Origin of the sequence: Streptomyces sp. NPDC059355, from assembly GCF_042752335.1 — a bacterium.
Classification (GTDB): domain Bacteria; phylum Actinomycetota; class Actinomycetes; order Streptomycetales; family Streptomycetaceae; genus Streptomyces.
In genome coordinates this window covers 132,248-152,830 of record NZ_JBHYXN010000002.1, presented here as the reverse complement: position 1 = coordinate 152,830, position 20,583 = coordinate 132,248, and the positions used below count along the sequence as shown (strand labels likewise).

The window sequence follows — 20,583 nt, the reverse complement described above, 5'->3', positions numbered from 1 at the left end:
CTGTGCGGGGCGCCGAACAGCGGGGGCGGCGGCCGGTGTTCCTGGAAAGGGGTGCAATCCGACTTGCATCCGCGGCTGCGTCGCAGGAACCCGGCGCGGGCCGGGACACCCGGCACCGTGCGGTGCGCGTCGTACGCCCCGACCGTCACCGGTGCGGCCGTACCCGCACGTCCTCCGGCCGGTCGGCCCGGCGGTCCGGTGCCCGGACCGGCGGACCGGCCGATGGGAGGACACGGCGGCGCCCCCGCGTGCCTGGGGTGTGCCTCCTGGACGGCGCTCCCGCGGGGGACCACCCCCGGGACCGCCGCCCGCAACGGACCCCGGCCGGTTCGGCCGGGCAGCGGAAGGAGCACGTGATCACCGGGGGGAACACCGGCATCGGCTACCACGTGGCCGAACAGCCGGCACGCGCGGGAGCGCGCCTCTTCCTCGCCGGCCGCAGCGCGGAACGCAACCGCACCGCCCTGTACTCGCGGCGGGCAGCCGTGCCGGGCGCCTGGGCGACGGACGTACGGCTCGACCTCGCGGATCTGGACTCAGTGCGCCGCGCGTCCGAGCAACTCGCCGCGGCCGGGCCCACCCGCCCTCCGGGGCGTACGACCACCCGCAGCTCGGCGGCCACGGCCCCGGTGGGACCGGCGTGCCCGAGTACGAAATGGCCGACGACCACGTCGAAGCACCCGTCCTGGAACGGGAGCCGGGGGAGTGCCGCGATCAGGGTCCGCGCCGAGGGGCAGCCGCGCGGGCGAGCCTCACCGTGGCCGCCCTCCGTCCGGCTGCAGCGGTGATGACGCCCGCGGGTGCGGAGCCGGGCCGGCCGCCACCGCCGGCACACCAGGCGCCGCCGCCCAGGCACGACGACCGAACGGAGGAACGCGCGGACGAACGCCGGGGCGGCCGGCGGCCGTCGTGTCCGTACGGTCCTACGGGTCCTACGGGCCATCCGGGCCATCCGGGCCTGAGGGTCAGCCGACGATGCCGACGATGGCCGCGTTGCTGAGGTTGGCCAGCGTTCCGGCGAGCAGGGCCAGGAGGCCGAGCCGGGCGACGTCCCCCCGGCGTTCGGGGGCCAGCGCGCCGAAGGAGCCCAGCTGAATGGCGATGGATCCGAAGTTGGCGAAGCCGGCGAGGGCGAAGGTGGTGATGAGTACGGTCTTGGGATCGAGGGAGGGGATCTGCGGGCCGAAGGAGGCGAACGCGACGAACTCGTTGATGACCGTCTTCTGCCCGAGGAGGCTGCCCACCGTGGAGGCTTCGTCCCAGGGCACGCCGATGAGCCACGCGATGGGAGCGAAGAGCCACCCCAGTACCCGCTGAAACGTCAGGTCGTCGATGCCGAACCAGCTTCCGGCCAAGCCGAGGATGCCGTTGGCCAGGGCGATGAGCGCCACGAACGCATGAGCAGGCAGCCCACGATGACCGCGAGCCGGCCGCCGCTCAGCGCGCCGCGGGCGAGGGCGTCGATGACGTTGGCCGACTCCGTGTCGCGTACGTCGCGTACGTCGCCCTGCTGTTCCGGCATCTCGGTCTCCGGGTAGATCGCCTTGGCGATGACCAGCATGGCGGGCGCGTTCATGATGCTCGCCGCGAGCAGGTAGGGCAGCGGAGCGCCGAGCAGCGAGTATCCGACCAGAGTGGAGCCGGCCACGGACGCGAAACCGCCCGTCATACAGGTGAACAGTTCCGATTGGGTGAGCCGCCGCAGGTACGGCGCGATCACCAGCGGTGCCTCGGACTGTCCGAGGAAGATCACCGTCGTGGCCCAGATCGACTCGACCCGGCTGGTCTTGAGCAGCCAGGAGATCGCACCGCCGATGATCTGCACGACCCACTGGATGACGCGGAGGTAGTACAGCAGCCCGACGACCGCGCCGAGGAAGATGATGACCGGCAGCACGCCGATGGCGAAGGGTACGGACGAGCCCTTGGCCAGCGAGCCGAAGAGGAACTCCGTTCCCGCGGTCGTGTAGCCGATCAGCTTCGCGATCATGTCGGCGAAACGGCGCAGCGCTTCACGACCGGGTTCCCACTTCAGCACGAGCAGGGCGAACCCCACTTGCAGGGCGAGGCCGATACCCAGGGTCCGCCAGTTGATCTGCCGGCGGTGGCGTGAAATGGCGAAGCACAGGCCGTAGATCACGAGAAGGCCGAGCAGCCCCTGCAACCGAGTCATCGGACGCGATCTCCTCATCGGGCCGAGGCAGGCCCTTCGTGGCCCGGCGGGCTCGCGGGCGGTCCGGAAGATACGGGCGCGCACCGGACGGCCGCACGGAACGGAACCCGGGCAAAAGCGGCACTCCGAACCTACGAGACAACCTCTCCCGGGACCCTCAGGACACGCCCGCCCCCCGCCGGCACCCTGCCGCCCCGTGGCCGTCAGGGTTTGAGGATCAGCCGGATCGGGTTGCCCTCCTTGCGCTCCAGGGCATCCACGGCCTGCGCGGCCTCGGCCAGGGGATAGATTCCGCTGACCGAGGCCGAGAGGTCCACGCGGTGCATGCCCGCCAGGCGGACCAGGTCGACGAGGTCCTCGGGCCGGGAGCCGTAGTGGCCCAGGACCTGCTGCCGGAAGCGGCAGAACCAGAGGTTGTTCTGGATGGTGAAGGGCTGGTCGGTGAGGCCGACCAGCACCAGCCGGCCGTACTCGGCGAGAGCGGACAGCGCCTGGTCCCGCGCGGCCGGCACGCCGGCGAAGTCGAAGGCCGCGGCAACGCCCCCCGCCCCCGCGGCGGCGCGCAGCAGGTCGCCGAATTCCGGATCGGCAGGGTCCAGGGCGACGTCGGCGCCGAGCCGCAGGGCCCGTTCGCGGGCGGCGGCCAGCGGGTCCACGGCGATGACCGGGCAGGCCCCCACCATGCGGAGCAGCTGGACGGCGTGCGCGCCGAGGCCGCCGACGCCCCACACCGCCACGGCCTCCGCGGGCCGTACGTTCGCACCGGAGGTGATCGCCGCCCAGGGGGTGGACACCGCGTCGGGGATGATGCACGCCTGCTCGAAGGGGATCCCGGGCGGGAGGGGGACCACCGCATCGGCCGCGGCCACCGTGTACTCGGCCCAGCCGCCGTCGATGTTCACCCCGCGGGTGCAGGGGGTTCCGTCCCGGAGCTCGCCGGCCTGGAGGACGACGGGGTCGCCCTCGGCGAAACCGGTGACGCCGTCACCGAGGGCCTTGACCTCGCCCGCCGTCTCGTGACCGAGCGTCACCTTGTTGCCCGTCAGGGGCTGCGGCGCGAGGACGCCCTGGATGAGGTGGACGTCCGACAGGCAGACACCGGCCGCTCGTACCCGGATCAGGACCTGGCCCGGTCCGGGCTCGGGGACGGGAACCTCCTCGACGGCGAAACCGCCGCCTCCGGTGGTGAGCCTTCCGGCCAGCATCGTCTCCACGGCCGCCGTTCTCCCTCGTCTCCGCACCGCTCGGTGGTGCACTTCCACCGAGTGAAGCGCACGGGCCCCGGCCGGGCGCCTACCGATCGCGTGACGCGCCGGTGCTCAGCGCTGTTCGGGCGTGAGCAGGTGGTTCGTAGCCTCTGCAGGCATTCGTAGGGTGGTGGGCGCACCTGCTCGCCTGGTCCGAGCGCCACGATCAGCCGTCCTCCACGCCGGCTCTCCGCCGAAAGATCTCGGGTGAATGAGATGACATCGATCGCAGTGACCGGGCATGCGAACATCACGGATGCGAGCAGGCCCCTGATCGGAGAAGCCCTGGTTTCGAGGCTCGCCCGGCACCCGGCCGCCGAGCTCACCGGCTTGTCCTGCCTGGCAGCAGGGGCGGACAGGGTCTTCGCGGATGCCGTTCTGGCCGTGGGGGCACGGCTGGTGGCGGTGATCCCGTCGTGGGACTACCGGGAGCGCATGGTGGATCCGGGCCACGCCGATGAGTTCGATCGCTTGTACCGGGCGGCCGCTGAAATCAAGGTGATGCCGTACCGGCGGACCACACCGGATGCCTATGCTGCCGCCAATCGTGTGCTCCTGGGGCGCGCCGACCTGCTGATTGCCGTCTGGGACGGGGGAGAGGGCGGGCGGGGTGGGACGGCGGACGTCGTGGCCACAGCCCAGGCCCATGGACTCCCCGTGGAGATCGTCTGGCCGGCCGGCTCCGAGCGGCGAGACGTGAAACGCGCCCCCCGGCGGTGATCCCGAGGGACTGCGCGGGCGATCTTCCAGAGATCACCGGCATGTGTCCCGTGGCGCACGCAGACCGGAACCCCGTCGGAAATCCGGGGCCCCGTCCGGAGGATCCGCCCGAGTACACGAGCCGCGACGACGTCCTCCGCACGTCCGACGGCGACCAGTGCCGGACCGCCGAAGAACGGGGCAGGCCCGGCACCGCCAGCAACAGGTGGCCGGCGATGATGACGCACCCGGCCACGATCACGGTGCGCCGCGGCCCCCACAGCCGGTCTCAGGAGGGCTCGTATGCCATAAAAACTGAACCGCTCCCACAGCTCGGTGAGGAAGAGAGCGGCCAGTCCACGGGGGTGCCCGAAGAAGGTCTTCTCGGAGATCCCCGTGCCATTCGGGGCGGGAACCCAGCTGGTGGTGATCATGGCGTGCCACTGTTCGTGGGATCGGGGTGTGGTGGTCGGGCCGCGCGATCGACGCCGGGTGTGTGTTCCCCGGCGTACGAGGCAACGCATCAGCAACTCTCGCACCGCACGCGTGCGCCCGGCAGAGCCGTACGACGCATCGTGGGTCGAACGGTGAATCAGCCGGAGGAGGCTTCGAACGCGCCCGGGAGTTCCTCCGGTCGGTGGCTTGCGGGAGCGCGCGGCGCGCCGACGAGCCGGGCCGCGGCCGCCGCGGTGCCGTGCAGCAGGGCAGCGTCCAGGATCACCCCCGCCGACTGCCCAGCGAGTTACGCCGGCCCCGGCGTGGCGTTCGCCATACAGGCCGACCTCACCCGAGTGGCCGAGGCTGAGCGGGTCTTCGACGAGGTCGTCAGCCGCTTCGGCAGGCTGGACACCAGCCTCAACACGGCACCTCCTTCTTCTGCCCGGCCGAGGATGACGACTCCGTCGCCGACCACAAGTCCTCGGCGATGAACGGCGACCTGACCAAGATCGAGGACATCGTCCCCTGGGTCCGTGACATGCTCACCGAGGGCTGGTGGGCCAACGGCCAGAGCCGCTTCCTCAACGGCGGCCACACCTGGTTCGGCGCACCGGTCCCGGTGCGCCGAACCTCTTCGTGCTCGCGTTGCCCGGATGATGGTGGGGCTCGGGGTGGATCCGTCCCGGCCCGCGTGCCCGGAGGTCCTGCGGATACGCGACTGCGTCCCTACGGCCCCTCGTCGTAGGTTCCCGCCTCGATTTCCAGGGCGAGTTCCCTGAGGACCTCGATCGAGGTGACGTCCGTGCGGCCACTGTCGTGAGCGATCGCGAGGCTGGTGAACGCCAGGCTGAATCCGGAGACCATCGTGTGCAGGGCCGGACCGAGCGCTTCGGCCACCAGCGCCGCCACCTGTTGCGGAGACGCGTCGGACGGCACGCTGATGGACGGCAGCATTTCGTTCAGGAGGGTGGTGGCCACACCGGCCCTCGCGGCGGGGCCGTCGCCATCTCCGTGGGCGTCGCCGAAGCCATCGTCGTCCTGGCCGGATTCGATGGCCCGGCGGATGTCCTGGGCTTCGGTGAGGATGCCGATCACCCGCTTGAGTACCTCTGCGCGTTCCATCCTGCGCAGCGTAGCCCGTGCTTGCTGGCCGGGGGCGAGGGTGCGCCGATCCCGTACGTCCTCGTCAGGATGCGCAACCATCGCGAACGACTACGAGCGGTGCGGCTCGCCCGCTTCGGCCGTGTGGGTGGGCACGGCGAGTGAGGTCCCGGACGGGCTCAGCTGTTCAGGGCGTTGGACAGCAGTCCTGCGATCACCAGGAAGACGACGACCACTGCGAGACCGACCCCCAGCATGGCTGCCACCTTGCCGGCAGTCGGGAGCTGTGTCTTGGCAATCTTCACGTTGGCGACCATGCCCAGAGCGCCCAGCCCACCGCCGATCGCGCCGCCTATGAAGAGCAGTCCCAGTGGCAGCAGGGAGAGAACCACCTGCCAGGGGGCGAGTCCGTCAAAGAACTTCTTCTTCTTGGCGAGCGGCGTAAGGGGGCCGACCTGCGGCGGCTTTGACATGGCTGGTCCTTCCGATGCGCCATATGTGCGCAGTCGATGCAAAGTGGGCGGGCGTGAGATGGGTACGCCCGGGCAGAGGGTGCCCGCAGGAGGTATCGCACGGGTGTTCGTGATCCTATCCAGTCGATGTCGTGCGGGCATGTGTCGAGTCGGCCTCCGTTCTTGTGTGTCCAGCGCAGAGCGTCACCCCGGCCATCGGGAAGGCTGCGCTCGCAGCCGGGTGGAACGAGGTCGGTCCACCATCAGACGGAGGCGCCGCCGTCGGGGCAGGCCAAAAGGTGGTCGGCTTGGGTGTCGCCGTCGAAGTCAGGCCACCGCACGCGCCGGTCCGCTCCCGACTCGTTCCCGGCGCACCCGACGTACGGCCGACTCGTCCATCTGCCCGCCGGGCGAGCAGCTGGTGCGCGGTGTCCACCGGGTCGGCCTGGTGGTGGCGGATGCCGTTGATGCCCAGCCAGAGGTTCCCGAGCCCGCGAAGTCGGGGACGTACCGGGTCTGCTGGGCCAGCAGGTTCCAGAGCGGGCCTCGGTACCCGGAGCCGTCGGAGCTGCCCGCGCGAGTGTGATGGAGTCGCCGAGCGGCATGATCCTCGGCTCCGCTCGCCACGCGGCACCACGCTTGCCCTGACACCACGGGCCTGCGCCGGTCAGGCTCAGTGGCCGCTGCGGATCTCGTCGATGCGCTTCGCCAGAGCGTCCGTCTCCGCGATCAGCCGCGCGTGCGCCTTCTTCTGCTCCGCTCCACCCTGCGCCTTGAATGCCGCGCTGAAGTGGGGTTGGAGCTGGGTCCACCAGCCGTAGTCCAGCATGGCCCACGCCTGTGGGCACAAGGGGGCTCGGGTCTTGGGGAGGTAGCCGCTGTCGACAAGGGACTGCCGGTACTTCTTCGGGTCGCTGCCCTCCAGGTAGCACAGGAAGTTGAAGGCCCGTTGCTGGGTTACGGGGTGGTCGCTCGCCAAGCCTTCAAGGGTCGGCCGGCCTTCCTTCCGGGCGATCTCGTCGAAGAGGACCGCGGCAGCCAGCGACGGGCCCGGACCGACCTCGTTGACGGTGTAGAAGGACGCGAAGCCGTCAGCCGCGTCCTCTTCGAGGCCGAGGTTGGCCAGGAGGAGCTGACGTTGCAGGGCGTGGCCCATCTCGTGTCCGAAGATGAACTCGGTCGACAGTACGGTCAGATCGTCGGTGTTGTACTCGGACTCGGGGAACGGGGCGGGCCGTTCTACGGTCTTCACGACGTCGGCGAGGGCCTTCTCGATTTCGGTCAGGAACGACGGAGGGATGAAGATCGTCCTGCCGTCGGGCTGGGTGACGGCGTCGGTGACGCCGGGCGGTACGTCGGCGGTGACCTTGACGGTCAGATCGTGAGGGAGGGTGAGTGATCTGTTCACCCAGTCGGCCGACCGCTCCAGCACACGGGAGTTCCGGATCAGTGCCACGGACTCCCGGTCCTCCGGTTTGACCGTCCGGTCCTCGTAGACGACGGTGACCCTGCCCGAGCGAGCCGCCGGCAGGTGAGATCCTGCTCCTGGCCCCTGTCCGGCGTTGCGGGCGTCATCGCTGCAGCCGGTCAGAGCGACCCCGGCGAGGACCAGTACGCCTGACAGCACGATGTGCGCCCTCTTCGAGCAACCGGCGGTGTTCGGCATCCTGGTCGGCTCCCGTCGCGTGTTCCCACACTGATCCTCCGGCCACCCGAACGTGGGTGCCCGTCGAGCCGCCCGTCCGGGGGACGCACTTGTTCCGCCGGTTTGGGAGGCGCACCGGGGTGGTGAGGAATTCGCAGCGGCCCGGTGGTGCGTCCGACGCGGTCACAGACCGAAGGCGCCGCCGCCGATGAGGACCAGGGGGAGCAGGGTGCGACCCCCGGCGCGCGAGCGCCCTGGCCATGACGGGTCGGGTGGCGGAATATGGCCTGGCCGACCCGCAGACCGCCGCTGCCGAGCCCGACCACCTCCTGATGGTGATGGTCCTGCCTCAGGTGTCTCGCAACATCATCCCGGCAGGCACCACAGCTCCTCCTCCGAGTGGCGCACTGCACCGATGGCCGAAGCCCTCGCCGCGGTCAGCCACTCACCGTCGGCTGCACCATCGCGCGCGCCGGCCTGCCGGAGCCGGTCGCCCGTCCGGCCCGCTACGCCCGCTCAAGTCACTGCCCCCCGAGCGGAACTGACATGCGGCCTCCCCGCAGAACCCGGGGCCGCGTCCCTCGCTCGCTCGGTGGTCCGTCGTCAACTGGACGTCCGGAGCGTGGACGAAGAGACGGCGTACACCGCCCAACTCATCGTCAGCGAGCTCGTTGGCAGTGCCGTCCGTTACGGCGCTCCTCCTCTGCGACTACGCCTGATCCACGAGCGGATGCTGACCTGCGAGGTCAGCGACTCCGCGGCCCGCTACCAGGAGCAGGGGAAGAGCGTCTGGGCGGAGCTGCCAACCGGGGTGCCGACGACACCTTCATGGCGGGGCACTCCAGGGACCTGCTGCCGTGTACGGGCTGCCTACCGGAGTGATCGAGCTGGTCGGCGCGCAGCTCACGGTCCGCGAGCGTAGGGTGGAAATGACGTTCCGCGAGCATGACGCCGAGGCGCGCGCGCCCGGCGAGCCGCAGGAACAGGCGCCGGCAGGTGCGCTGTCTCCTCATAACCTGTGCATCCTCTGGTGACGATGATATTCCGCCAGTCGCAGGCTTTCAGAGGCCATGAACCCAATTGCTCGGAAGGCCGTTATGGGCACCGCAAACCGGGACGTCGCAAGGAACGTTGATGAAGGGGCGACCATGGATATGAATCTTGAGGTCGTAGTGATGCCGGTGGCTGACGTCGATCGCGCCCTGCGGTTCTACCAGGGCTTGGGGTGGAGGGTCGATGCCGACTTCGAGACGGGCCCGGAATTCAGGATTGTTCAGCTGACGCCTCCGGGCTCGGGATGCTCAATCCATATCGGCCGCGGAGTCACCCCTGCAGCAGCAGGCTCCGCCCAGGGAACTTACCTCGTCGTCCAAGACCTCGAAAAGGCCCGTGCCGAGCTGATCAGCCAGGGTGCCGAGGTCAGCGAGATCTTCCACCGCGTCTACGACAGTGGCACCCCGGAGCAGGTGGAGGGCCCAGCTCCGAATGGTGCCAGCTACGGCTCGTACGCGACGTTCAGCGACCCGGACGGAAATGGGTGGCTGCTCCAAGAGGTCCGAGAGCGACTGCCTGGACGATGACGGCCTAATCGAGATCCATTACGCAGCAGGGGAACCGAGAGGACCGCCCATGATCAGCGTTACACGGCCTGTTCTTCACGGCGCTGTTGCGGGACTCGCCGGTACGACCGCACTCAATATGGCGGGTTATGTCGATATCGTCTTTCGAGGCCGGCCGATCAGTGATACGCCTGAGATTACGGTGCGGACCCTTGCTGCGAAGCTCCATGTTCGAATTCCCGGGGACGAGCAGATCCAGGAGAATCGGATCGCGGGCCTTGGTCCCCTGACCGGATATGCCGTGGGAATGGGTATGGGGGTGGCGCTGTCATTGGCCCAGGCGGCTGGCTGGCTCCCGACGAAGGCTTCCCGCTATGCCGTTGCGTCCCTCTTTGCCCTGACCGTCACGAACATGCCGATTTTCCTTTTGGGAATCTCGGATCCACGGACCTGGGCGCCCTCGGACTGGGTCTCGGACATCATCCCGCATGGTCTTTTCGCGGTAGTCACGGTCCAGGCCATTGAGAAGCTGGAAGCGGCGGGCCCCCAGAGCTGATGGCCGGGTTCTGCAGCAACTCTTCGCGGATCGTGCGCACATCGCGCCTGCGCCCTCGTCAGCCGGTTTTGTGAGAGTGGCTTTCCCCCACGGACTCGCTGCTCGCCGTGCTGGTCAGGATCGCGCCCGCGACGACGTCGAAGAGGTGATCGGAGCGTGGAGCGAGCGCGGGTTGATCGCCGAGCCATGCGAGCGCGGCCACCAGTGCGAACAAATCGGCTCCATCGATGTCGGTCCGCGCCGCGCCTGCGTCCTGGGCGTGGGTGAGGAGCCGCGCACCGGCGGCGCGCAGGGTGACGCACGAAGCGTGGAGTGCGGACTCGGTGTCCTCGATGGCGGCTGCCATCAGCTCGATCGCGCCCCGATAATCCGTTGTCCACGCAACGCAGTCGCGTAGCCACGAAGCGAGAGCGTCGCCGGGCGAGCTGGACGTCTCGAGGGAGTCCGTCTTGGCGGTCAGCTCGTCGAAGCTCGTGCGGAGCAGGGCGTCGAGCAGTGCCTCGCGCGTCGGGAAGTGGCGCAGCAGCGTGGCGAGTCCGACATCGGCCCTGCGTGCAATGTCGCGCAGTGACACGTCGACACCCTGCTCGGTGATGGCGATGCCCGCTGCTGCGAGCAGGTGGTCGCGGTTCTTCCTGGCGTCGGCGCGCATCTGCCCCTCTTGACTAAGTGGATCGGTGGTCCATATATTCGGATCAGTGATCCGTTTATGTGGATCGCTGATCCGCTAAGCCTATCCCGCAGCGCGGGCAGGAGGAACCGATGGCGACACACACCATGAGGGCGATCCGGCTCCATGAGCACGGCGGCCCTGAAGTTCTACGATACGAAGAGGTGCCCATCCCCGAGGTGGGGCCGGGTGAGGTGCTCGTTCGTGTGCACGCTGTCGGCGTGAACCCCCCGGACTGGTACCTGCGGGACGGGATGTCCAACCTGCCTCCTGAGGTGAGGCCGAAGTTCAGCTTGCCCGTGGTTCCGGGAACGGACCTGTCGGGCGTAGTCGAGGCCGTCGCCGCGGATGTGGACGAATTCTCCGTTGGCGATGAAGTCTTCGGTCTCCTTCGCTTCCCCGGCTTCGACGGCAGCACATATGCGGAGTACGTCGCCGCGCCTGCTTCGGACCTCGCACTCAAGCCGGCCGGCATCGATCACGTGCACGCTGCCGGGGCGCCGATGGCCGGCCTTACCGCGTGGCAGTTCCTGATCGAGCTCGGACACGATCACCCCTCGCCCTTCCAGGCGGCGCAGCATCGCCCGGTGCCGCTCGACACCGGCAAGACGGTGCTCATCAACGGCGCTGCGGGCGGCGTGGGGCACTTCGCCCTGCAGCTGGCCAAGTGGAAGGGGGCGCGTGTCATCGCGGTGGCGTCGGGAAAGCATGAAGCGTTCCTGCGTGAGCTCGGCGCCGACGAGTTCATCGACTACACCAAGGACCGTCCCGAGGAACTCGTGCACGACGTCGACCTCGTTCTCGACGCCGTCGGTGGCCCCAACAGCAAGCGCTTCCTGCGCACGCTCAAGCGCGGAGGCTCCCAGTTCCCCGTGTTCTTCGGCGAATTCGACGAAGAAGAGACCGCCAAGCTGGGCGTCACGGTCACGGGAACCCAGGTCCGCTCGGACGCCGCGCAGCTTGCCGAACTGGGACGCCTGCTCGGCGCGGGCACGGTCCGCGTTGCGATCGACAGCACGTTTACGCTCGAGGATGCCCGAGCCGCGCACGAACGCGCCGCCCAAGGGCACATCCAAGGCAAGATCGTGCTCACGGTTGCCCAGGAGTGAGCCCGTCGGGCTCGCGGCACGGGCCGGCCGATCGGTGAAGCTGCGCAGGTTCTCTCGGCCTCCGTCTTCCCGCTCCTGTTCGGCGGCCGGCCCATCGGCCTCTGCGCCATTGCGGCGGAGCTCGATGAACGAGGGCTCGTCGTCATTGAGGACGCTGCGCACGCGTTCGGCCCCGACACGGCACACGCCGTGTCGGGGTGGAGGGGGCGCTGACCCGCTTCCCGTTCGGGTACTCGGCCCACCGCCGGCCGGGGACCGGATCGGGCGGCATCAGCGGCGCGATCCGGTCCCACAGCCCTCCCCCTCGTCCGGATCCTCACGGGTGAGCGGGTCAGCGGGGGTTGCCGTACTGGAAGGCGTTGGTGATCTCCTGCCCGGGAACCGTGTTGGACCTCAGTGCGAAGACAGCGGATTCCTTGAAGAACACGCCGACTTCGTCCTTGCCGTCGTGGTTCCAATCGCCGGCCAGCGGGAGCGAGTACGCGTTGCCGTACATGAAGGAGGTCGTGCTCTCCTGGCCCGGGTTGGTGTTGGAGCGCAGGACGAAGACGCTCGTCTGCGGGATGTACGCACCCACCTCGTCCTTGCCGTCACCGTCCCAGTCGCCGGCGGTCGGCACCCAGTTGGGGTTGCCGTACATGAAGGACTTGGTGATCTCCTGGCCCGGGTTGGTGTTGGAGCGCAGCGCGAAGGTGCCCGTCTGCGGGATGTACACGCCCACCTCGTCCTTGCCGTCACCGTCCCAGTCGCCGACCAGCGGCAGCCAGTCCCCGCCGTTGCCGTACCGGAAGGAGGTCGTGATCTCCTGACCGGGGTTGTTGTTGGAGCGCAGGGCGAAGGTGCCCGTATCCGGCATATACACGCCCACTTCGTCCTTGCCGTCACCGTCCCAGTCGCCGGCGATCGGTATCCAGTCCCCGCCGTTGCCGTACGCGAAGTCGATGTCGGAGAAGCCCGCGTTGTTGGAGTTCCGCAGCGCGAAGTGGTTGCCCCGGTAGATCCCCGGAGTGTCGACCCCGTCGCCGTCCCAGTCGCCCATGACCTCGCGCACGCCCGCGCCGAACGGCTGGGCAGGCGTGGTGTCGGCACCTCGGGCCCGGACGAACCTGCTCACCGGGCCGGCAGGGCCCTGCCTGCGCCAGTCGAAGAACTGGCCGTTGTTGTACGACTCGACACGGCCGCTCTCGTTGCCGCCCACCGTCTTGATCTGGGAGCCGTCCGCCGAGACGGCCACGACGATGTTCACGTGGTCGTTGTCCCGGCCCGGGTTGTCGTAGACGGCCGCGTCGCCGACCTGCGGTGTGCTGAAGAGCCGGTCGTTCCCGTAGTTCAGGAAGCTGTCCGCCCACGGGTCGAGGTGGTTGAGATCGGCGACCCCGGCCGTGCGCCAGACCCATTTCGCGAAGACCGCGCACCACGGGGGGCAGCTTCCGTTCCCCGAGTAGTACGTGCAGCCGTGCGGGTTCGCCAGCTCGGCCAGCGCCACCTCCGCGATCCGGGCTCCGCTGCCCGGGGCCGCCGCCGCAGCGGACGCGGCCTGCGCCGTGGGCGGGGCGGCGGTCCGTGCCTGCGGCGCAGCCATCGACTGGGGGGCGACTGCCAGGGCGCCGGCGGTGCACACCGTGACGAGGGCGGTGGCCGCGAGTCGGCGTGTCCGGGTGTGCAGTTCGGCGAGCATCAGTCAACCTCCGTGTGTTCGGACCCCGTTGGGTCTCGATGACCGAAGGCTGCCGCACGCCGATCCAGGTTTTCTCCAGGTGCGCGGCGGAGGTGACCGGAGCGGGCCGGTAGCGGTTCATCACACGAGGGATTCCGCCTGCTCACGCGCCTCCAGCTCGGTGAACACGGCCAGGGCGGCGGCACGGAGCGCGGCCGCCTCCGCGCAGGCGCCCTCCGCCTCGCGCACCTCCGCGAGATCACGCATGGCCCGCGCCCTGAAGAGCGGTACCCCGAGCGGCTCCCAGACGCGCAGCGCATGGAGCAAAGGGCCGGCGGCCTGCTCAGGGCGGCCCGCCGCGAGATGGAACTCGCCGACGGTGCGCAGCACCATGCCCTCGCCCAGGGTGTCGTGGTGGGCCCGGCAGATGGCCAGGGCATCCAGGAGCGGAGGCAGCGAGGCGGTGCCGAGGCGGATCCGGGTCTTGGACAGGGCTTGCAGGGTGTAGGCGATCATCAGCTCGTCGCCCAGGTCCTGGAGCATCCCGAGCGCCTCCTCGAACAGGCGCTCTGCGGTGCAGTGGTCGCCGAGCGCGCGGTGGACCAGGCCGGTGGTCCGCAGCGTCAGCGCCACGCCCCGGCGACTGCCGAGGCGGCGGTACGCGCTGTGCGCTTCCTCGAGCGTCGTCAGGGCCTGCCCGTGGCGGCCCTGCTCCAGGTCGACCGAGGCCGCGAGACGGGAGGCGTAGCCCAGTCCGGCATCGTCGCGAGAGACACGGAACCCATCCGCAGCGCGGGAGAGCGCGGCGCGGGCGGCGGCGAACCGCCCCTGTTCACGGTGGACGCTGCCGGTCCCGGCGAGCACGACGGCCAGGCTGCGCAGATCGTCCGTCTTCTCCACGAGTGCCCTGGCCTGTTCGAAGTACGTCAGGGCCTCCGTGTAGCGGTCCTGGGAGTAGCGCAGTTGCCCGAGCCCGGCGAGCAGCATCGCCTCCCCGGAGCGGTCCCCGGCACGCCGGGCGGCCGCGATGGCCGCATCATGCGTACGCCACCATTCCTCGAAGCGGTTGGCCACGCCGAAGGAGGAGGAGCCGAGTGCGAGGGCCACTTCGCGCGCGGGGATGGCGAGGTCGAGGGCTGCGGCCCGCTCCACGGCGGCCACCAGCGCCGCCGCCTCGGACTCGTACCATGCGGCGGCGTTCTCGGCGACCGGTGCTCCGGCCCGCGCCGTCGTGTAGTGAGCGCACATCTCGAGCTCGCCGGAGGGTGCTGCCGCGGCATGCCGGCGGATCAGCCAGAGCCACGAACCGAGTGCGCGGGTGGCGGCGTCCCTCAGCAGTTGGGGGGCGTCCTCGGCGGCCGCTCGCTCGGCAGCGTACACCCGGTGCAGGTCGTGCAGCCGGTAGCGGAGCCCGACTCCGTGTCCGCCCGACGCGACGGACAGCAGGTGGGCGTCGGTCAGCCGTTCGACGGTGTCGTCGGCGGCGCAGGCGTCGGTGTCCAGCAGGGCCGTCACGAGCCAGGGCGCGAAGTCCGGTACGCCGAGGGCGCCCAAGAGCCGGAAGGCCCGGCGGGCCCGGTCGTCCAGGGCTTCATAACTGAGAGCCACGCTGGCGCGGACGGCGATGTCTCCCACGGCCAGTTCGTCGAGGCGCCGGTGCTCGTCCGAGAGTCGCTCGACCATGGTGCGCAGGGTCCAGTGGCGGCGTGTGGCCAGGCGCGCCCCGGCCGTCCGCAGGGCGAGTGGCAGACGTCCGCACAGCCGGGCAATGGACCGGGCCGCGGCGGGCTCGGCCGCGACCCGTTCCGCTCCGGCCACGCGGGCGAGCAGGGCGACGGCCTCGGCGGGGCCGAGGACATCGAGCTCGATGCGGTGCGCACCCGTCAGCGCGGGGAGTCTGCTGCGGGAGGTGATCAGGACGGCGCACGAGGCGGTGCCCGGCAACAGGGGGCGGATCTGTGCCTCGGAGCCGGCATCGTCCAGTACGAGCAGCGTCCGGCGGCCCGCGAGGGTGGTGCGGTACAGATCCACGCGCTCGTGCAGGCTGTCGGGGACCGGTCGGCCGAGGGCGCGCAGGAACCGGGCGAGCACCTCTTCGGGGTTGGCGGGGGCGGTGGCGCCGCTCAGGTCTGCGTAGAGGTGGCCGTCGGGGTACGCCTCGGCCGTCCGGTGTGCGGCTTCGACGGCGAGCGCCGACTTGCCCACCCCGCCGGTGCCGGAGACGACACAGACGGGCAGGGCGGTTCGGGTGGAGGCGGTGTCCCCGCCCGAACCGACGAGGTAGCGCACCAGCTCCGCGAGAGGCCGAACGCGGGCCGTGAAGTCCGCGGTGGCCGGCGGGAGGAGGGCCGGAACGGGCACCGCTCCCGGGTCGCCGTCACCGCGCTCGCCGCCCGCTTCGCCCTCCGCTTCGGGGACGCAAGCGGCGGTCGGGGCCGACGCGTGGCCGGTGAGGGCGCCGCCTGCCCGGAGGATCGACACGTGCAGGGCCTGCAAGTCCGGACCGGGCTCGACGCCGAGCTCGGCGGCGAGCGCTTGCCGGCCCTGCGCGAACACCTCCAGGGCCTCTGCGTGACGGCCGGCCCGGTACAGAGCCTGCATGAGGTGTGTCCTGGCGCGCTCGCGGGTCGGGTGGGCGGCGACGAGGGCCCGCAGCTCGGCGAGATCGACCGGTGTGTCGGCGCCGAGCTGTGCCTGAGCCCGCGCTTCCATCACGGCCAGGCGTTCCTCGTCCAGGCCGGCGGCAGCGACGGCGAGGGCCCCGCCGATCCCTCCCAGCGCCGGCCCACGCCACAGGCCGAGGCCTTGGGTGAACAGCGCAGCCGCCTCTGCGTGTCGGCCTTCCGCGGCCGCCGCGCTGCCCTGGGCGGTCAGCTCCGCGAAGCGGTCGCGGTCCGTGGAGGCGGATGCCACCCGGATCCGATACCCGGCCGGCTTCGTCTCGATCACATCGCCGAGGGCGCGGCGTAGTACCCACACGTACGTCTGGACGAGGGTCCTCGCGCTGTCGGGAGGAAATTCACCCCACACCCTGTCGATCAGAGTCTCGGCCGACACCACCTGCCCGCGCTCGAGCAGCAGTGCCGCGAGCAGCGCCCGCGGCTTTCTGCCCTCGATGGCCAGTTGTCCCTCGTCACTCCATGCCTCGACGGGTCCCAGCAGCCGGAACTCGGTCATCGGCAGGTCCCCCCGGGCATCGCGCCCACCCCCTGTCGTCAACGCGGTGATCAAGATAGCCGAGGGGGCTCAGGGCGGACAGGGCGGAATCCGGACCTCATACGGGGCCTGACCGGGGCCGCCGCGGCATCGGCCCCGCCGCAGTTGATGAAGGTCACTCTGTGGCCGGGGGAGACCGGGGTCCAGGATGCGGTACGGCGTCACGACGCACGGGCCGGAGCCGCGTCCACCGGAGCCGGGGCCGAGGGGGCCGGGAAGTTCGAGGCGGCCGGGGCGGTACGGCGGCCGGCGAATGCGATGGCGGTCACTCCGAGTGCGGCCCACAGGGACAGGACCAGCGCGGGCCCGGCCGATGCGGCGCCGTCGAAGAAGGCGACCGAGCGGAGCAGGGAGCTGCCCGCGCCGGGCGGCAGCCACTGGCCGAAGAGCCCGGCGGGCTCGGGCAGCAGCTGCGGCGCGCCCGCGGCGCCGGAGAACGGGTTGCCGAGGAGGACGATCAGGAGGCCGCCGAGACCGATGCCGGCCTTGCCGAGGAGGGCGTGGAGCCCGGCGACGCCGCCGGCGATGGCCGCGACGGTCAGGGCCAGAACCCCTGCCTCGGCCCACCAGCTGCCCGTGAGCACGCCCAGCCAGCTGTGCGCGAGCGCGGCCCCGGTCAGGCCGACGAGTGCCGCTGCGCCGAGTACGGCGGTGACGGCGCGGCCGCCGCGCAGTCCGCTGAGCGAGACGAGGGCGCCGGCCGCGACTCCGGCGAGGGCGAGGGGCAGGATGCTGGCGCCGAAGCCGGTGCCACGGGCGTCGGCGGCGGGAGCGGGGACCACGTCGGTGACGGGCACGGCCTGCGCCCCGGCCGGCGCCTGAGAGGTGACGGCCTGCGTCAGCAGCTGCGCGACGGCGGGGCCAGCGGCGGACGCGGTCAGCAGGTGCGGACCCTGTGGGGTGGCGACGACCGCGCCATAGACCTCGCGGTTCTGCACGGCGGTGCGGGCGGCGGCCTCGTCGGCGTACCGGTGGATCTCGAAGGCTCCCTCGTGGGAGGCGAGCCGCTGCTCCAGCGGAGCGGCCGCGGCAGCGGGTCCGGCGACACCGAGGGGCAGGTCGCGTGGGGCCATCCGGGTGGCCGGCCAGGCAAAGGCCCAGAGGGCCAGTGCGGCGAGGAGCGGGACCATCACCATCACGGCCAGGACACGGCGTGAGGCCGGGACCGTGTGGAGGGAGGCGGATGTCACTGGCATGGCGGGACTCGATTCAAGAAGAAGGATCGTTCGTTTTACATCCTGGACCCACTGTGTGGCGCCCTCCCTTCCTTGTCAAGAATGAATGTTCGTTTTAGTCTGGGGGCATGGCACGTGTATCCCAGGCGCACCTCGACGCCCGCCGCCGGCAGATCCTCGACGGCGCAACCCGCTGTTTCACACGGAACGGCTTCCACGCCACGTCCATGCAGGACGTACTGAAGGAGGCGGACCTGTCCGCCGGGGCCGTCTACCGCTACTTCCGCAGCAAGGAGGAGCTGATCGTCGCGATCGCCGAGGAGACGTTCGCCCTGATCCGCGACGCGTTCGAGGCGGCGGCGGAGCAGAACCCGCCGCCCGGCCCGGACGTCCTGATCTCCAATGTCCTCGCCGCCATCCTGGACGTGCGGGCGGGGGAGCCGGGGGCCGACCCCCGGGACCTGCCCCGCCTGATGCTCCAGGTCTGGACCGAGACCCTCCGCAACGAGGACCTCGCCGGCCTGCTGCGCCGCGGGTACGAGGAGATCAGCGGAGGGTGGGTGGAGCTCGTGGAGAGCTACCGCGAGGCGGGAATGCTTCCCTCCGGCGTCGCCGCCGAACACATCGCGCGCACCCTCATCGCGGCCGCCCAGGGATACATCACCCAGCAGGCGCTGTTCGGCGGGATCGACCCCGGGATGCTCAGGGACGGACTGCGCGGACTGATGTCGATGGGCGGCGACGCCCCGGCACGCCGGTGACCCCGGCGCAAGTCGCTCCCGCCGCGGTCACCGGCCTGGCCGCCGTGGACCTTCTCGAGCCGCCCCTCTGAGCGCGGCGCCGCCTCCCGCGACTTCCCACGGCCCGGGGACGTAAGCGAACGCCCGACACGGGGTTCGCGGTGCCGGGCCGCACGCCGCACAGCCTGCGGCCCTACCGCTTCAGGTAGGCCAGTACGGCCAGCACCCGGCGGTTGTCGTCCGCGGACGGTTCGATCCGCAGCTTGGCGAAGATGGCCGCGGTGTGTTTGGCGACCGCGCTCTCGCTGATGAACAGGGCCTGCGCGATGGCCGCGTTGGAGCGGCCCTCGGCCATCAGGCCCAGTACGTCCAGCTCGCGCGGTGTCAGCTCCGCCGTGGTGCCGCGCGCGTCGCCGCGGGCCAGCAGCCGGGCGATGACCTGCGGGTCCATGACGGTGCCGCCCGCGGCGACGGTTCGAACCGCGTCGACGAACTGGGCGGTGTGCGTGACCCGGTCCTTCAGCAGGTATCCGATGGCGCCCTGGCCCCCGGCCAGCAGTTCGTGCGCGTAGAGCTGGTCCACGTACTGGGAGAGCACCAGGACCGGCAGAGCCGGACGGACCCGCCGGGCCTCCAGGGCCGCCTGGAGGCCCTCGTCGGTGAAGGTGGGCGGCAGCCGGATGTCGACCACGGCCACGTCCGGCTCCTCCGCGAGAAGCGTGCGCAGCAGGGCGGGGCCGTTGTCGACGGCGGCGACCACCTCGAAGCCGTGCTCCCGGAGGGTGCGCGTCAGCCCGTCCCGGAGGAGGAAGAGGTCTTCGGCGAGGACGACGCGCACGGTATCTCCAAGGTCGCGGTGGTCGGTCCGCCCCGCGGGCTGTGCAGGACGAAGGTTGCGTCGAAGGGGTCCAGCCGGCGCCGGACGCCCCGCAGCCCGCTCCCGCCGGGGTCCGCGCCGCCGCTGCCGTCGTCGGCGACCGTGACCCGCAGCACGCCGTCCGCGTGGGTCAGGCGGATCCGGACCTCGGGGGCGCCGGAGTGCTTGGCGGCGTTGGCGAGCAGCTCCGCGACGGCGAAGTAGCCCGCGGACTCCACGGGCGCGGGCAGCCGACCCGGCAGGTCGGCCTCGACGCGGACGTCGAGATGGCTGTCCAGGGCCAGCGAGCGCACGGCGTCGCCGAGGCCCCGGTCGGCGAGGACGGGCGGCAGGACTCCGTGGACGAGCTCCCTGAGGTCCTGGAGCGCCCGCTGGGAGGTGGCGCGCACCTCGCGCAGCAGCGCGCGGGCGGCCGGGACGTCGGTGTCGAGGAGCCGGGTCGCCTCGTCCAGGGTCATCCCCAGGGCGACCAGCCGGGCCTGCGCGCCGTCGTGCAAGTCCCTTTCTATGCGCCGCAGTTCGGCCTCATGGACGTCGAGGACGTCGGCGCGGCTGCCGGCGAGGTGCTCGATGCGGCGCAGGAGTTCGGTCGTGTACGGGGCCGCCTGCAACCGCGCACTCCAGCGGGCGTGCTGGCGCAGAACGGCAGGGGCCAGGCTCACGCCCGCGACGATGAACCCGATGCCGAGCAGGAGCGCCGCCAGCATCGAGAGGGTGGAGTCGACCAGGACGAAGGCGTACCGGTTGCCGTCGCCCAGGAGCCGCCAGACGAAGGGCTGTACGAGCGCACCGAAGACGCCGTACTCGACGAGCAGCAGGGGCACGGCGGCCAGGACGGCGCCCGTCCACGGTTCGCCCCAGGCCCAGCGCAGGTCGTGCCGGAACCCCTCGTCGCCGAGCAGGGCGAGAGCCCGGCGCCACCGGTGTCCGGGCACGGGCGCGGCGGTGGGGCCAGGCGGCAACGGAGCGTCCGGGAGCGGCTCCGGAGGGCTGATCGAGATCCCCGTCCAGCGGGCGGCCCAGTCGCGGTAGCGGTCGGACAGGCGGCGCAGCGCCGCCGCGGCGGGCGGGAGCAGCGGGAAGCCGACTCCGACGGGCAGCAGGAGCAGCGCGCACACCACGAGGCCGCCGGTCCCGAACACGGCAAAGGCGGCGAGCGAGAGCAACTGGCAGCGGCCGAGATCCACCAGGGCGCCCCGGATGCCGGGACGCACACCGTAATCCCGGCTGCCCTCCCGCTGCGCCATGCCCACCCGTGGTTCCGTCACG

Annotated in this window: 17 protein-coding genes and 4 pseudogenes; 7 read left to right on the top strand and 14 right to left on the bottom strand. The window is 71.0% G+C overall.

Annotation, left to right across the window (positions count from 1 at the left end; genetic code table 11):
• Positions 1-2 precede the first annotated feature (2 nt).
• Positions 3-554, top strand: a pseudogene (locus tag ACFXGI_RS02750) (SDR family NAD(P)-dependent oxidoreductase); the annotation flags it as partial.
• A gap of 83 nt (positions 555-637) precedes the next feature.
• Here ACFXGI_RS02750 and ACFXGI_RS02745 read toward each other — a convergent pair.
• From ACFXGI_RS02745 to ACFXGI_RS02735, 3 genes and pseudogenes are all read right to left on the bottom strand, one after another.
• Positions 638-943, bottom strand: a pseudogene (locus tag ACFXGI_RS02745) (hypothetical protein); the annotation flags it as partial.
• 22 nt (positions 944-965) lie between these two features.
• Positions 966-2,173 (bottom strand): annotated as a pseudogene (locus ACFXGI_RS02740) (NupC/NupG family nucleoside CNT transporter).
• A gap of 203 nt (positions 2,174-2,376) precedes the next feature.
• Positions 2,377-3,387, bottom strand: coding sequence for a zinc-binding dehydrogenase (locus tag ACFXGI_RS02735; RefSeq protein WP_384702236.1), 1,011 nt, complete (start codon positions 3,385-3,387; stop codon positions 2,377-2,379).
• Positions 3,388-3,636: 249 nt separating this feature from the next.
• On the opposite strand from ACFXGI_RS02735, the gene ACFXGI_RS02730 reads away from it, so the two are divergent.
• Positions 3,637-4,140, top strand: a complete 504-nt coding sequence (locus tag ACFXGI_RS02730; protein WP_384702233.1) for a hypothetical protein — start codon at positions 3,637-3,639, stop codon at positions 4,138-4,140.
• A gap of 143 nt (positions 4,141-4,283) precedes the next feature.
• Here ACFXGI_RS02730 and ACFXGI_RS02725 read toward each other — a convergent pair.
• From ACFXGI_RS02725 to ACFXGI_RS02705, 5 genes and pseudogenes are all read right to left on the bottom strand, one after another.
• Positions 4,284-4,553: pseudogene (locus tag ACFXGI_RS02725) on the bottom strand (MFS transporter); the annotation flags it as partial.
• 158 nt (positions 4,554-4,711) lie between these two features.
• Positions 4,712-4,840 (bottom strand): hypothetical protein, encoded by a 129-nt coding sequence (locus tag ACFXGI_RS02720; RefSeq protein ID WP_384702231.1) that lies wholly within the window; start codon positions 4,838-4,840, stop codon positions 4,712-4,714.
• A 443-nt stretch (positions 4,841-5,283) separates the two neighbouring features.
• Positions 5,284-5,679, bottom strand: coding sequence for a hypothetical protein (locus ACFXGI_RS02715; protein WP_384702228.1), 396 nt, complete (start codon positions 5,677-5,679; stop codon positions 5,284-5,286).
• A 158-nt stretch (positions 5,680-5,837) separates the two neighbouring features.
• Positions 5,838-6,131, bottom strand: a complete 294-nt coding sequence (locus ACFXGI_RS02710; RefSeq protein WP_384702226.1) for a hypothetical protein — start codon at positions 6,129-6,131, stop codon at positions 5,838-5,840.
• A gap of 652 nt (positions 6,132-6,783) precedes the next feature.
• Entirely contained in the window at positions 6,784-7,776 is a 993-nt protein-coding gene (locus tag ACFXGI_RS02705; RefSeq protein ID WP_384702223.1) for a DUF4344 domain-containing metallopeptidase, read from the bottom strand.
• A gap of 857 nt (positions 7,777-8,633) precedes the next feature.
• Between ACFXGI_RS02705 and ACFXGI_RS02700 the strand changes: the two genes are divergently transcribed.
• From ACFXGI_RS02700 to ACFXGI_RS02690, 3 genes are all read left to right on the top strand, one after another.
• Entirely contained in the window at positions 8,634-8,789 is a 156-nt protein-coding gene (locus ACFXGI_RS02700; protein WP_384702220.1) for a hypothetical protein, read from the top strand.
• Between the two features lie 63 nt (positions 8,790-8,852).
• A complete protein-coding gene (locus tag ACFXGI_RS02695; RefSeq protein ID WP_384702217.1) occupies positions 8,853-9,335 on the top strand; it encodes a VOC family protein in 483 nt (160 codons plus the stop codon).
• A gap of 49 nt (positions 9,336-9,384) precedes the next feature.
• The gene (locus tag ACFXGI_RS02690; RefSeq protein WP_384702214.1) at positions 9,385-9,870 is read left to right on the top strand and encodes a hypothetical protein; all 486 of its coding nucleotides are present in this window, start codon (positions 9,385-9,387) and stop codon (positions 9,868-9,870) included.
• A gap of 58 nt (positions 9,871-9,928) precedes the next feature.
• Here ACFXGI_RS02690 and ACFXGI_RS02685 read toward each other — a convergent pair whose 3' ends face one another.
• Positions 9,929-10,522, bottom strand: a complete 594-nt coding sequence (locus ACFXGI_RS02685) for a TetR/AcrR family transcriptional regulator (RefSeq protein ID WP_384702211.1) — start codon at positions 10,520-10,522, stop codon at positions 9,929-9,931.
• A gap of 110 nt (positions 10,523-10,632) precedes the next feature.
• Here ACFXGI_RS02685 and ACFXGI_RS02680 point away from each other — a divergent pair, with 110 nt between their 5' ends.
• A complete protein-coding gene (locus ACFXGI_RS02680; protein ID WP_384702208.1) occupies positions 10,633-11,649 on the top strand; it encodes an NADP-dependent oxidoreductase in 1,017 nt (338 codons plus the stop codon).
• A 331-nt stretch (positions 11,650-11,980) separates the two neighbouring features.
• On the opposite strand, the gene ACFXGI_RS02675 is transcribed toward ACFXGI_RS02680, so the two are convergent.
• The 3 genes from ACFXGI_RS02675 to ACFXGI_RS02665 all read right to left on the bottom strand — a co-directional run bounded on the left by ACFXGI_RS02675 (position 11,981) and on the right by ACFXGI_RS02665 (position 17,718).
• Positions 11,981-13,327: a CHAP domain-containing protein gene (locus ACFXGI_RS02675; RefSeq protein WP_384702205.1), complete on the bottom strand. Its 1,347-nt coding sequence runs from the start codon at positions 13,325-13,327 to the stop codon at positions 11,981-11,983.
• Positions 13,328-13,447: 120 nt separating this feature from the next.
• The gene (locus ACFXGI_RS02670) at positions 13,448-16,483 is read right to left on the bottom strand and encodes a BTAD domain-containing putative transcriptional regulator (protein WP_384702202.1); all 3,036 of its coding nucleotides are present in this window, start codon (positions 16,481-16,483) and stop codon (positions 13,448-13,450) included.
• A gap of 200 nt (positions 16,484-16,683) precedes the next feature.
• On the bottom strand, positions 16,684-17,718 hold the full coding sequence (locus ACFXGI_RS02665) for an ABC transporter permease (RefSeq protein ID WP_384702199.1): 1,035 nt from the start codon (positions 17,716-17,718) through the stop codon (positions 16,684-16,686).
• Positions 17,719-17,825: 107 nt separating this feature from the next.
• Between ACFXGI_RS02665 and ACFXGI_RS02660 the strand changes: the two genes are divergently transcribed.
• Positions 17,826-18,458 (top strand): TetR/AcrR family transcriptional regulator, encoded by a 633-nt coding sequence (locus ACFXGI_RS02660; protein ID WP_384702196.1) that lies wholly within the window; start codon positions 17,826-17,828, stop codon positions 18,456-18,458.
• A 172-nt stretch (positions 18,459-18,630) separates the two neighbouring features.
• Here ACFXGI_RS02660 and ACFXGI_RS02655 read toward each other — a convergent pair whose 3' ends face one another.
• Together ACFXGI_RS02655 and ACFXGI_RS02650 are read right to left on the bottom strand one after the other, a co-directional pair.
• Entirely contained in the window at positions 18,631-19,275 is a 645-nt protein-coding gene (locus ACFXGI_RS02655; RefSeq protein WP_384702193.1) for a response regulator, read from the bottom strand.
• Entirely contained in the window at positions 19,227-20,582 is a 1,356-nt protein-coding gene (locus ACFXGI_RS02650; RefSeq protein ID WP_384702190.1) for a histidine kinase, read from the bottom strand. The genes ACFXGI_RS02655 and ACFXGI_RS02650 overlap by 49 nt, the downstream gene beginning before the upstream one ends.
• Position 20,583: the final 1 nt, after the last annotated feature.